The sequence below is a fragment of the Rhizobium sp. SRDI943 genome (assembly GCF_057653695.1).
On the sequence record NZ_CM172787.1, the window covers coordinates 428,091 to 441,805 of the forward strand.

Sequence of the window (13,715 nt, forward strand, 5' to 3'; positions counted from 1 at the left end):
GATCTCCGCCGGCAAATTCAGCCGGTCATCCCGTTATGCGCTGATTTCGCCGGATATAGGAAATATCAGGCATATGCAAATCCCTACAGCGCCACACGTCTTTTCAGACGCGCAAAGGACGCTGTAGCACTTTCAATTGAATAGTTGGAGCATGATGTCGTCCGAAAATCGCTCACACTTTTCGACATCATACTCTAGGCGTCGGATCGCGTCGGTTCCACGCTTTATAATGCAATGCAGCATGATATAAGGACGGCATTGGGGAGGAGGATTGAATGCAGGATAACAGACCACTTTGGGTGCCCTCGGCGGATGCCGTTGCAAAAAGCCCGATCCATGCCTTCATGGAGCGCTGCAATGCCGATTTCGGGCTTTCTCTTTCAGGCTTTGAGGATCTGCATGCATGGTCGGTGGCCGAGCGGGAGAATTTCTGGTCGACCGTCTGGGATTTCTGCGGCGTCAAGGGAGAGCGTGGCGCAGAGGTGTTAGCCAATGGCGACCGCATGCTGGAAGCCTGCTTCTTTCCCGATGCGACGCTGAACTTCGCCGAAAACCTGCTGTCGGGCCGCGGTGAGGGTGATGCAATCATCTTCCGCGGCGAGGACAAGGCCGAGGACCGCTGGTCGTGGGACCGGCTGCGTGTGCTGGTCTCGAAGCTGCAGCAGGCCTTCGCAGCACGCGGCATCGGCAAGGGTGACCGCATCGCCGCCATGATGCCGAACATGCCGGAAACCGTCGCCGCCATGCTCGCCGCCGCCTCGATCGGCGCCATCTGGTCGTCCTGTTCTCCTGATTTCGGCGAGCAGGGTGTGCTCGACCGCTTCGGCCAGATTGAGCCAAGGCTCTTCATCGCCTGCGATGCCTATTGGTATTCCGGCAAGCTGCAGGATGTCGGCGCAAAGGTCGCCACAGTCGCAAAAAGCCTGGGTGTTCCCACGATCATCGTCCATTACGCCGGCGATGCCAAGGCGGTGGCGCGGGCAACGCCGGAGGCTTCGACGCTTGAAGCCTTCGTCGCGCCCTATGAGGCAAAGGAAGTCGAGTTCACGCAGCTTGGCTTTTCGCACCCTCTCTACATTCTCTTTTCGTCAGGCACGACAGGCGTGCCGAAATGCATCGTGCATTCGGCCGGCGGTACGCTGCTGCAGCACCTCAAGGAGCAGCGGCTGCATTGCGGCCTGCAGGCGGGCGAGAAGCTGTTTTATTTCACCACCTGCGGCTGGATGATGTGGAACTGGCTGGTCAGCGGTCTCGCCAGCGGCGCGACGCTCTGCCTGTTCGACGGTTCGCCCTTCGCCCCCGATGGCAACGTGCTGTTCGACTATGCCGAGGCCGAAAAATTCGCCATCTTCGGCACCTCGGCGAAATATATCGACGCGGTGCGCAAGGGCGGGCTGACGCCGCGCGTCAGCCACGATCTCTCCAGCCTGCGGCTGATGACCTCCACCGGTTCGCCGCTGTCGCCGGAAGGGTTCACCTTCGTCTACGAGGGTATCAAGGAAGACGTACAGCTCGCCTCGATCTCAGGTGGCACCGATATCGTCTCCTGCTTCGTGCTCGGCAATCCGCTGCAGCCAGTCTGGCGCGGCGAGATCCAGGGGGCCGGCCTCGGCCTTGCCGTCGACGTCTGGAACGATGACGGCAAGTCGGTGCGTGGGGAGAAGGGTGAGCTCGTCTGCACCAAGGCCTTCCCCTCGATGCCGGTGATGTTCTGGAACGACCCCGATGGCGCCAAATATCGCGCCGCCTATTTCGACCGGTTCGACAATGTCTGGTGCCACGGCGATTTCGCCGAATGGACGGAGCATGGCGGTCTTGTCATTCACGGCCGTTCGGATGCGACGCTCAATCCCGGCGGCGTTCGCATCGGCACGGCCGAGATCTACAATCAGGTAGAGCAGATGGAGGAGGTGGCCGAGGCGCTCTGCATCGGCCAGGACTGGGACGACGACGTGCGCGTCATCCTCTTCGTCCGCCTTGCCCCGGATGTGACGTTGACCGAGGATCTCGTCAAGGCGATCAAGACCCGCATCCGCACCGGCGCCTCGCCTCGGCACGTGCCGGCGAAGATTATCGCGGTTGCCGATATTCCCCGCACCAAGTCCGGCAAGATCGTCGAGCTTGCGGTGCGCGAGGTCGTTCACGGCCGGCCGGTGAAGAACCAGGAAGCGCTTGCCAATCCAGAGGCGCTGGGGCTCTTCGCCGGGCTAAGCGAGCTGAAGGATTGACAGCGATCGTAGATTACAAGCTTTCACCCTTTATCAATCTCCTGTCATGGAAACCTTTCGTTAAGAAAGGTTTGTCAAAGGTGAAGCTAACTTGGGGGCCGCACATGAACGATGCGGCCTGGGGCCTTCCGGCCTCCGAAACATGACGTTGATCGACTGAGCTCTTGTTGAACAGCACCAAATTCAAAGGCGGCCTCTTGGCTGCCTTTTCTTTATCAACCGGCCAGCACCCGCTGCGACGGGAAGGTGATCTCGACGAGCGTGCCCTCGTTCGGCGCCGAATTGATCGAGAAGGTCGCCCGGTTGGCATCCACCATCGCCTTGGTCAACGGCAGGCCGAGCCCGGTGCCGTCGCCGCGGTGACGCGATTGGGTCGAGGAGACCTGCCGGAACGGCTTCATCGCTTGGTCGAGCTCGCTGCGCGTCATGCCGATGCCGGTATCGCGGACCCTGAGGACAACGCTGCCATTCGCCTCATAGGACGTGGAAACGACGATCTGCCCGCCTGACGGGGTGAAGCGGATGGCGTTCGACAGGATGTTGAGCGCGATCTGCTTGATCGAGCGCAGATCCGCCACGACCTCGGGCACGGCATGCGACAGCGCCGTGCGGATGATGACGCGCTGGCCGTTCGCCTGCGGTTGCACCAGAGCCACGGCCTCGGAGACCGCCTCGTTGAGGCCGACGGCAGCAAAATCGAGATCCATCTCGCCCGCCTCGATCTTCGAAATGTCGAGCAGGTCGTTGACGATATCGAGCACATGCCGGCCGGAGCGGCCGATGTCGTTGGCATATTCGATATAACGCGGATGGCCGATCGGCCCGAAGCGCTCACCGGCCATCATGTCGGAAAAGCCGATGATGGCGTTGAGCGGCGTACGGATCTCGTGACTGACGCGGGCGAGGAAATCGGTCTTGTGGGCGTTGGCGGTTTCGGCCGCACCCTTGGCGTTGCGCAGTTCGTCCTCGGTGCGCTTCCATTGGGTGATATCGCGGATGACGGCGCAATAGCCGTTGGAAGAGGTGAGCTGGCCCATCGTCATGAACAGCGGCACGAAGCCGCCGGCGGCCTCGCGGCCGATCACTTCGCGCCCGTCGTTCAACACGCTTGCCACGCCATGGTCGGAGAGGCCGTTCAGATAGTCGATGACTGCCTTCTGGCTCTCATGGGCAAACAGCATGACGAAGGGTTTGCCGCGCGTCTCCTGTTCGTCGTAATTGAAAAGCGCGCTGGCCGACCGGTTCATCGAGCGGATGTCGCCCTCCGTGCCGATGACGACGACGCCGTCGGTCGCCGTTTCCAGGATCGAGCGCAATTCTTCCACTTCGACCTGGAGTTTGGCGACCTTCTCGACCATCCGCTCGGGGCGGCCTTCAGAGCGGCCGTCGGACCGGCCATCGGTCCGGTTTGCGTCACTGCGGCCATCTTCCTTGCCTTCCACCGGCATCAGCGCCAGCATCAGGGCGTTGGCGTCTTCCCAGCGCACCGACTGCAGCCGCGCGGTTACCGGCGCCAGCGTATCGTCGGCCTTGACGAGCATCATGGTGCCGGAGCCTGCGGCATTCTCCTCAAGGTCGCGGCGCTGCAGCAGGGCCTCGATGCCGCCCACTTCGCGCAATGCCTCGAGCGAACCGTAGCCCGTCAGCCGCATGAATTCCGGATTGGCATGGATCAGCGCATCGCCGATATGGATGAGCACGGCAACAGGCAGTTGGTCGACCGTTCCCACCGAAAGTCCGTCCGTCATCTTGATGCGCGGCGGGATGAAGCTGGTGAGAACCTCGATCTGGCTGGCCGTCTCCTCAAGCCCTTCCGTCGCCTCGTCCTCGGCGATGACAGCCGGTTCTTCGGCGGCGCCATCGTCTTCGCGCTCCGCCTCGACGGCATTCTCGAAGATCGCTTCCTGCGGCGCGATCTCCTCGAGCGACGGTATGTCTGCGTCGTCGGCGGTGGGTGTTTCGCCCTCGAACGCTTCGAGGCTGGAGGCCTCGTTGAAGCCGGCCGTTTCCGTGGCGCTGGGTTCCATCGGCGCCGGGGCGGCAGGCTCTTCCTTGCGGGTGCCGAAGGCTTCGAGCCGCTTGGCGATCTCGCGGAAATTGGCCTGTTCGGCAGCCGTCAGTCCGGCGCCGCTGTTGTGGAGCTGAACGATCTTGTCGGAGAACCGGCGATTGGGCGTTTCCGAAATCCGAAGCGCCGGCGGCTCTTGCGAAAATTCCGCTACCGGCTCGGCGGCGGAAACGTCGCCGGCATCGGCGCTGCCTTCCGCTTTTTCTGCAGCACTTTCCTGGGCAGGTGTCTCGATGGCCGCCTGCTCGGTAGAAATCTCTTCCGGCTCTGGCTCCGTCTGTGGTTCGCTTGCCGTAACCGCCTGATCCTCGACCTCTTGCGTCGGGGCGAGATCGATCAGGGGCTCTTCAAGCACTGTCTCCGCTTCGTGTGCCACCTCGGCATTGGCCTCGGCGGGTGGGCCGAGGCTCGCTGCATCATGGCCGATACCATCAGGGCCGAGCGTCAGGCCGAGCGCCAGCGGATCTTCCTGCGCATCGGAAAGCCGCACGACGCCGAAGCCGCGGAAGCCATCGAAGTCGCGGTTGCGGGTATAGGTCGGCAGCGCCGCCAGATCGACCGGAACGACGAGGCTGGTGCCTTCGACCGGCCAGAGGATCGTCTTGCCAGACCATGTGTCGCGGCGGGCGAGCGCCTCGGAAAGTTTGCCGTCGGGATCGAGATTGAAGAGGGCAGCGACATCGCCGAAGGCAGATCCGATGATGTCGGACGCATGCGGACCGACGGCCTCGGCAAATTCGTGGCTGACCTCGTTGAACCGGCCTTCGGCGTCGATCTTCCAGACGAAGCGCGTGGCGCGGCTGTTCGGCCTGAAGACGAAGCCGGGCTCAGCCTCAAGCTGAAGGGCAGGGGTGGCGTCGGCGACTACAGGCGTTTCGCTGGCGGGTTCGTGGGAGACCACTTCCGGCGCGTCTTCGATAGGCGTTTCGCTGGCTTCGGCAGGCGCTTCCGTCGTCGTCGTTTCCACCGTCTCGGCAATGGAGGTCACATCGTCCTCGATGACCGCGGTGGGCTCGGTGGTCTCATCCGCGCGGCGATCGATCATGCCGCCGTCGCTCTCCGGCTCCGCATTCGCGGCAGGATGCGTCTCTTCAACCATCTCGTCTGTGGATGCTGCGGCTGTCTCGGCCGGCTGTTCGCTTTCGCCGGCGATCTCTTCCAGCGTCTCCTCGACCTCTTCGATCCCCGAGACCGCGTCGATGATCTCGATGAAGCCTGCGGTGGCGAGAGGCTCGTCCTGAAGCGCTTCGGCCGGCGGCGCGCTTTCTTCCTGTGCGGGCGCATCGACTGGATCGAGCGTGGGCGCATCGACCGGGTCGAGCGCGGGCGCGTCCAGCGGGTCGAGAAGACCGATCGCGGTCTCCACTGCAAAGAGCAGATTGAGCGCCGGATCGTCGCTGAGCTTGCCGACCGCGGCCGGAAAATTGCCTCTGCCGGTGGCGACAGGTCGCTTCACCAATCGGTCGGGATGGGCGCCGGCAAGGTTGATCAAGGTCTTTGCCGTCTGCTCGGAGATCCCGAGCGAGGCAAAGCCCGGCGAAGCCGCGATGACCTCGCCATTGGCGCCGATCACCGCCATATGCGTGTCGGGATCATCAAGTCCCTGCAGCATCTGGGCCGCCGATGCGCCGGCCGCGAGCGGCTTTGCCGAGACCGGCACCGAAAACAGGATGGCCTTTTCGCCCTGGGAAAGCCGGATCAGTTCGGCTGCCGCCTGCACCTGTGCACGCTGGAAGCCCTTCGCAACGCGGATCATCAGGCTGCGGCTGTCGCCGATATCGGTCAACTGGCGTGCCGCCGTTTCCAGCTGGCGGAAGGTGATGTCGGTGCGCTCGACCCCCTGATCGAGCAGGTCATAGACTGCCGAATGGCCGAAAAGCTCCGCACCCGCACCGTTCGCCCAGAGCAGGCGCGCAAGATCGGCCGAAAACAGCACCATGGCCTCGCCGCGTGAAAAGCGTTCCCGCACCCGTGCATGCACGGCGATATCGATGAACGGATATTGGACTGCGGGCATGTTCGAACCTTGTCGCTGTCGGCCTTCTTAAATTAACGGCTTATTAATAACTGCGAGGCGCATGCCGGTCCAGAAGAGGAGGGGGTTTTCGGCCGGAAAGGTTAACGTCTTGTGCGCTGCACAATAATTGTTGCAATGCACAATGAAATGTCTTATATAAGCATCATCCAACTAACGCAGGCAGCGGCTGCCTCAACCCAAAGGATGCGACCCATGGCTACCATAAAGACCGACGACGTTTTTTCAATCGCTTCTTTCGACCCGTCCAAGTTCACGGAATCCTTCCGTGAATTCGCCGAAAAGGGCGCTCAGCAGTCGAAGGATGCCTATGCCAAGCTGAAGACCGCTGGCGAGGAAGCCGGCAAGACGCTCGAAGCCACCGTCCAGACGGCACAGGCCGGCTCGGTCGAGATCGGCCTGAAGGCGATCGACATCCTGCGCATCAATTCCGAGAACTCGCTGTCGCACTTCGAAGCGCTGCTCGGCGTCAAGTCCCCGGCCGAATTCTTCGAGCTGCAGACCTCGTTCATCCGCAAGCAGGCCGAACTCACCGTCGAGCAGGCGAAGTCGATCCAGGAAACCACCAAGCAGGTGGCCGAGAAGCTCGCAAAGCCTTCGAAGGACGCAGCCGAAAAGGCCATGGCTTCCTTCAAGGTTGCCTGATCGGTCTTTACCGATCGGAGATAAAAGGCTGGACCTCGCGTCCAGCCTTTTTGTATATTGACGAGGAATGGGGCTTGAATTCATCTCCAAGTCCTCGTATGTGACCCCCGTCGCGCCAAGCGCGATATATGCGGTTGTAGCTCAGTTGGTTAGAGCGCAGGTTTGTGGCACCTGAGGTCGGAGGTTCGAGACCCCCCAACCGTACCATCTCCCACTTGTCCATATCGAAGACATAGGTAACAGATCGTCCCTAAGACATGGGTGGCAACCTCGTGCAGAAACGGGTCGTCGATCGATCGCAAAGTCCTTTGCTTGACGGCACGCGCACATCGCTGGGTAGGCGCTTGACCAGCAGTTCTCCGAGCTTCCTGGCACCCCAATGCGGCTTCTTTTGCCAGATGATCATCGCCTCGACCGGCTGAGGTAGTTGGTTGGCGCAACGCACCGGGCGCAAGACAGATCCGTCAGGGCTTCCAGGCCGTCATCTTTGTAGCAATTGAAGATTTTGTAGCCGGTCGTGCCCGAGATGGCGAATTCCGTTCGCGCAGTTGGTCAATCGCATGAAAACGACTCTCGCTTGATTATGTCGCTGCCAACTGTTCCTCTAAGGGTCTCCAGGTGCCCTTCGCAAACCATCTTGACTAGTTCGAGCAGTAACGCAGTTTGTTCAGCGAGCCAGCCAAGCGCTTCCTCGCTTATCTCGTAATGTTTCGAATAGCGCGCCTTCACATACGCCTCGTTCAGCGTGTTGAACCAGGCGCGTTCCTTGTGCTGATCACGCGGAAAGGCTTCGGCCAACCGACGGTCCTGTTCCTCGGCGAGTGAGCGCAGGAACTTGATGTTGTGCGATGGCGGTCCGTAGTTGGTCAGAGTGAGAAGAACGCAGGAAAAGGCCTGTTCGAGGGATTGATGCAGTTCGAAAGCGGCATTCTCTGCATATCCACGATCTATCGCTAGGCTGCCCATTTCCAGGAAACGAGTTGCCGCTCTAAACCGCTGCTCAAAATGCTCCTTCGCGACGCGGAGCCGATCATCCATCGAAAGTGGTTCGGGCTCAGCCAGCGGCTCATCGTCCAGCTCATAGAGAACGATGCCCTCCCTGCGGATGTCGGAGAAGAAATATTGCCCCTCCTTGAGGTAGGTGTTCACCTCCCGCCTGGAGTGGACGATGAAGCTCACCGGCGTTTCGATCGAGGCTTCGTGGATCAGCCGGTCGGCTGCCTTGTGCCAGTATTCGGCGAACTCGCAGAGCTTGCGATTGTTGACGATGATCAGCAGGTCGAAATCGGAACGATATCCCTTCATGGTGAAAGGTTCATCGACCCAACCACCCTTGGCGTAGGAACCGAACAGGATGATCTTCAGGATCCTGCCGCGCTTCTTGAAATCGGCCGTACCTTCCTTCAGCGCGTCCTCGAATTCCTCGTGGAGGATTTCCAGGACCCGGCCGAGTTCTCGCTGCTTGCGAAGGGGCATATGATCGAGCGACGATTTCATGAGCAATCGATAGGTGAAAGATCCAATATGGTCTACTGGCAATTTTAGCATCGCTCAACTCCAGTTTTGCCCTTATGTCTCGTTAGGTTGCCAACATACGGTAGAGATTTATGAAAAATTTCAAGCGCGTAAGGACGAGGATTGTCTGAATTCGGCGTAGTTGGAACGCCGTGCCCTAGAGCGAACAAAGCATGAAATAGGGTTCAGATTATACTGTCTTGAATAAAACAGTTAAATCGCTTATTTGTCGCAGTTGATGGACCCGCGCGAAAACCGGAGACAAGCGCGGAGCGCGTCAGTCGCTCGGTCTGACTATTGTGAAAGAGCGATTTCGCTCGTTGGTGCAACTGCTCCGAATATGCGAGGACAATCATGGCGATCATGTTCGTCAGAGCGCAGGTGATCAGCCGGGGAGCGGGACGCAACATCGTCGCGGCCGCCGCCTATCGTCATCGCACTAGGATGATGGACGAACTGGGCGGCACGTCGTTCAGCTATCGGCGCGGCGCCTCCGAGCTGATGCACGAGGAATTGGCCCTGCCGGATCAGGCGCCGGATTGGCTGCGGTCGGCGGTTGAGGGGCGTTCGGTCGCTGGTGCCAGTGAAGCGCTGTGGAACGCTGTTGAAGCTTTCGAGAAACTGGCAAACGCGCGGCTGGCGAGAGAGCTGATTATCGCGCTGCCGGAAGAGCTGACGCGGGCCGAGAACATCGCACTGGTGCGCGAATTCGTCGGTGATAATTTCACGTCCGAGGGAATGGTTGCCGATTGGGTCTACCACGACAAGGACGGCAATCCGCACATCCATCTACTGACGACCGTGAGACCGCTGACGGAGGAGGGCTTCGGGCCAAAAAACGCCCCTGTTTTGGGAGAGAATGGCGAGCCACTGCGTTTTGTCACGCCCGGGCGGCTCACGGGTCGGATTGTCTATAAGTCCTGGGGCGGCGACAAGGAAACCTTGCAGGCATGGAAGGTCGCCTGGGCGGAGACGGCCAGCCGGCACCTGGCGCTTGCCGGCCATGAGATCCGGCTCGACGGCCGCTCCTATGCCGAGCAGGGGCTCGATGGCATCGCGCAAAGACATCTCGGGCCGGAAAAGGCAGCCATTTCCCGCCGGGGCGCCGAGATGTATTTCGCGCCGGCCGATCTCGCCCGACGGCAGGAGATGGCCGACCGGTTGCTCTCCGAGCCGGAGCTTCTGCTGAAGCAGCTCGGCAACGAACGTTCGACCTTCGACGAGCGCGATATCGCCAAGGCGCTGCATCGCACTGTCGACGATCCCGCGGACTTTGCCAATATCCGCGCGGCTGATGGCGTCGGACGATCTTGTCATGCTGAAGCCGCAACAGGTCGATGCCGAAACGGGGAAGGTGGCGGAACCCGCTGTCTTCACCACGCGCGAGATACTGGGCGTTGAATATGACATGGCGCGGTCGGCGCAGGTGTTGGCGGAGCACGAGGGTTTTGCCGTTTCCGGTCGGGCGGTTGCGGCTGCGATCAGACACGTCGAGGCCCGAGATACGGAAAACCACTTTAAGCTCGATCCGGAACAGGTGGACGCGGTCCGTCATGTTACGCGGGACAATGGCATTGCCGCCGTGGTCGGTCTTGCTGGTGCCGGCAAATCGACACTGCTTGCCGCCGCACGCGTCGCCTGGGAAAGCGATGGCCGCCGGGTGATCGGCGCGGCCCTTGCCGGCAAAGCCGCTGAGGGGCTGGAAGACAGCTCCGGCATCAGGTCGCGAACACTCGCCGCCTGGGAACTGGCCTGGGCCAATGGACACGAGACGCTTCATCGCGGCGATGTGGTGGTTGTCGACGAGGCCGGCATGGTGTCGTCGCAGCAGATGGCCCGCGTGTTGAAGATTGCTGAAGAAGCAGGGGCGAAAGTCGTGCTGGTCGGCGATGCGATGCAGCTTCAGCCGATCCAGGCGGGTGCGGCGTTCCGGGCGATCACTGAGCGGATCGGTTTTGCCGAACTTGCCGGTGTGCGCCGCCAGCGGGAACCGTGGGCGCGAGAGGCATCGCGGCTTTTTGCGCGTGGCGAGACGGAGAAAGGTCTCGACGCCTATGCGCAGCAGGGCCACCTTGTCGAGGCAGAGACGCGAGACGAAGTCATCGCGCGGATCGTCGGCGACTGGACGGAGGCGCTCCGACAGGCAATCCGGAACTCTGCTGCGACGGGCAATGACGGCCGTCCTCGCGGCGACGAGCTTCTCGTGCTCGCCCACACCAATCAAGACGTGAAGCGTCTGAACGAAGCGCTGCGATCGGTGATGACGGGAGAGGGCGCGCTGGGTGAGGGCCGCTCATTCCAGACCGCACGTGGTGCACGGGAATTCGCTGCCGGCGACCGCATCATCTTCCTGGAGAATGCCCGTTTCCTCGAGCCCCGTGCTCCCCGCCTCGGCCCGCAATATGTGAAGAACGGCATGCTCGGTACGGTCGTTTCCACCGGGGACAAACGCGGTGATACACTGCTTTCGGTCCGTCTCGACAATGGCCGTGACGTCGTCATCAGTGAGGACAGCTATCGCAACGTCGATCATGGCTACGCCGCGACCATCCACAAATCTCAAGGTGCCACCGTCGAGCGAACCTTCGTGCTTGCCACCGGCATGATGGACCAACACCTGACCTATGTGTCGATGACCCGACATCGCGACCGCGCTGACCTCTATGCCGCGAAGGAAGATTTTGAGGCGAGGCCGGAATGGGGGAGGAAGCCGCGTGTCGATCATGCTGCCGGCGTGACCGGTGAGCTCGTGGAAACAGGACAAGCCAAATTCCGGCCGAATGACGAGGACGCCGACGACAGTCCTTATGCCGACGTAAAGACGGATGACGGAGCCGTCCATCGTCTCTGGGGTGTGAGCTTGCCGAAGGCGCTCGAAGAAGGTGGTGTCTCCCAGGGCGACACGGTGACCCTGCGCAAGGACGGTGTCGAGAAGGTCAAGGTTCAGGTTCCGATCGTCGATGAGCAAACCGGCCAGAAGCGATTCGAGGAAAGAGAAGTCGACCGCAATGTCTGGACCGCCAGTCGGGTCGAAACCGTCGCAGAACGCCTGGAGCGCATCGAGCGGGAAAGCCATCGGCCGGACCTGTTCAAGCAGCTCACCCTGCGCCTGTCGCGCTCCGGCGCCAAGACGACGACGCTCGATTTTGAGAGCGAGGCCGGCTACCAGGCCCATGCCGACGACTTCGCCCGGCGTCGTGGGCTCGACACTCTTTCTCAAGCTGCCGCCGGGATGGAGGAAGGTGTCTCCCGGCGGTGGGCGTGGATTGCCGAGAAGCGCGAGCAGGTGCCAAAGCTCTGGGAGAGGGCCAGCGTTGCGCTCGGATTTGCGATCGAGCGGGAACGGCGCGTTTCCTACAATGAGGCGCGAATTGAAACGCAAACTGTCGCGGATGCAGATGCCGGCCGTGCGCGGTATCTGATCCCATCCACCACGGGCTTCACCAGGACCTTGGAGGAAGACGCGCGCCTGGCTCAGCTTTCGTCCCCGGCGTGGACGGAGCGGGAAGCCATCCTGCGGCCGTTGTTGGAGAAGATCTATCGTGACCCGGATGCGGCGATTGTCGGCCTGAACGCCCTGGCATCGGATGTGAAGATCGAACCCCGCAGGCTCGCCGACGATCTTGCTGTTGCACCGGAGCGGCTCGGCCGCCTGCGTGGTTCCGATCTGATCGTCGACGGCCGTGCGGCACGCGACGAACGCGGCGTGGCAACGGTGACCCTGGAAGAGTTGCTGCCGTTGGCCCGCGCTCATGCAACGGAGTTCCGAAGAAACGCCGTGCGGTTCGAAAGCCGCGAGCAACAACGCCGCGCCCGTATGTCATTGCCAATCCCGGCGCTCTCCAGAAAGGCGATGGCACGTCTCGTGGAGATCGAGGCAGTGCGAGAGCGGGGTGGTGACGACACCTACAAGGCCGCCTTTGCGCTTGCCACCGAAGACCGCTCGCTCGTCCAGGAGGTCAAGGCGGTCAGCGAGGCGCTGAGCGCCCGCTTCGGCTGGAGCGCGTTTACCTCGAAGGCCGATGCGGTTGCCGAACGCAACATGATCGAGCGTATGCCGGAAGACCTCGCGAGCACCAGACGCGAGAAGATGACCCGGCTGTTCGAGGCCGTGAAGCGTTTCGCCGACGAGCAGCATCTCGCCGAGCGGCGGGATCGTTCGAAGATTGTTGCCGGCGCAAGTGCCGATCCCGAGAAGGAGAATGTCCCCATGCTCGCCGCAGTCACCGAATTCAAGACCGCGATCGGTGAGGAGGCGAGATCGCGCGCGCTAGCCACGCCGCTGTATCGCCAGCAGCGAACTGCGCTGGCCGACATGGCAAGTACGATCTGGCGAGATCCGGCCGGTGCCGTCGGTAAGATCGAAGAACTGCTTGCCAAAGGTTTTGCCGCTGAGCGCATCGCCGCAGCGGTGACCAATGATCCGGCCGCCTATGGTGCGCTACGCGGCTCCGATCGCCTCGCGGACAGGATGCTGGCTTCCGGCCGGGAGCGGAAGGAGGCGGTGCAGGCCGTGCCTGAAGCCGCCGCCCGCTTGCGCGCGCTCGGTTCGGCCTACGTCAATGTGCTCGATGGCGAACGCCAGGCTGTTGCCGAGGAGCGACGGCGCATGGCAGTCGCCATTCCCGGCCTGTCGAAGGCGGCGGAAGATGTGCTCATGCGGTTGACCACCGGGGCGAAGAACAACGGTCGCAAGCTGAGCGCCCTTCCGACTTCGCTCGATCCCGATATTCGCCGGGAGTTCGACGCCGTCAGCCGGGCGCTCGACGAGCGCTTTGGTCGCAATGCCATCCTCCGAGAGGAGAAGGATCTCATCAACCGCGTCCCACCGGTGCAGCGCCGCGCCTTCGAGGCGATGCAGGAAAGGTTGAAGGTCCTGCAGCAGGCGGTGCGCAAGGAGGGCAGCGAGCAGATCATTTCGGAACGGCGCCAGCGGGCTGTCAGCCGTGGGCGCGGCATCGATATGAATGGCCTATAAACAAACGAGAGAGGCCATTTCTGTTGATCTGGCTGGGAAACGAACGGAAGGCAAAGAAGATATCGCAGCTCAGGCGAGCAGAACGCAATTATCCAGACGCGTAGGCGATAAGGGACGTGCCAGCGAAAATGCCAAGCGACTAGACATCTAATTCAGGTTGAAGCGGGATGCCGCTGAAATACGGTTCCTAACGTTTCGATGGAACCCGTGCCATCTCGGACCGTTCTCCGTGTTAACGGGAGAATA

General features: G+C 61.6%; 4 protein-coding genes, 1 tRNA gene and 2 pseudogenes. 4 read left to right on the forward strand and 3 right to left on the reverse strand.

Features of this window, described 5'->3' with window-relative positions; genetic code table 11:
• Positions 1–275: 275 nt before the first annotated feature.
• The gene (locus AC245Y_RS02145) at positions 276–2,228 is read left to right on the forward strand and encodes an acetoacetate--CoA ligase (protein ID WP_017990315.1); all 1,953 of its coding nucleotides are present in this window, start codon (positions 276–278) and stop codon (positions 2,226–2,228) included.
• 215 nt (positions 2,229–2,443) lie between these two features.
• Here the strand turns inward: AC245Y_RS02145 and AC245Y_RS02150 are convergent, their stop codons facing one another.
• Entirely contained in the window at positions 2,444–6,313 is a 3,870-nt protein-coding gene (locus AC245Y_RS02150) for an ATP-binding protein (protein WP_017992981.1), read from the reverse strand.
• Between the two features lie 213 nt (positions 6,314–6,526).
• On the opposite strand from AC245Y_RS02150, the gene AC245Y_RS02155 reads away from it, so the two are divergent.
• Both AC245Y_RS02155 and AC245Y_RS02160 read left to right on the forward strand, forming a co-directional pair.
• Positions 6,527–6,976, forward strand: a complete 450-nt coding sequence (locus AC245Y_RS02155) for a phasin (RefSeq protein ID WP_003545621.1) — start codon at positions 6,527–6,529, stop codon at positions 6,974–6,976.
• A gap of 130 nt (positions 6,977–7,106) precedes the next feature.
• Positions 7,107–7,183: transfer RNA gene (locus tag AC245Y_RS02160), tRNA-His, on the forward strand.
• A gap of 106 nt (positions 7,184–7,289) precedes the next feature.
• Here the strand turns inward: AC245Y_RS02160 and AC245Y_RS02165 are convergent.
• Together AC245Y_RS02165 and AC245Y_RS02170 are read right to left on the reverse strand one after the other, a co-directional pair.
• A pseudogene (locus AC245Y_RS02165) lies at positions 7,290–7,513 on the reverse strand (helix-turn-helix domain-containing protein); the annotation flags it as partial.
• Between the two features lie 15 nt (positions 7,514–7,528).
• Entirely contained in the window at positions 7,529–8,524 is a 996-nt protein-coding gene (locus AC245Y_RS02170) for a nucleotidyltransferase and HEPN domain-containing protein (protein ID WP_017992983.1), read from the reverse strand.
• 321 nt (positions 8,525–8,845) lie between these two features.
• On the opposite strand from AC245Y_RS02170, the pseudogene traA reads away from it, so the two are divergent.
• Positions 8,846–13,469: pseudogene (gene traA, locus AC245Y_RS02175) on the forward strand (Ti-type conjugative transfer relaxase TraA).
• Positions 13,470–13,715 lie beyond the last annotated feature (246 nt).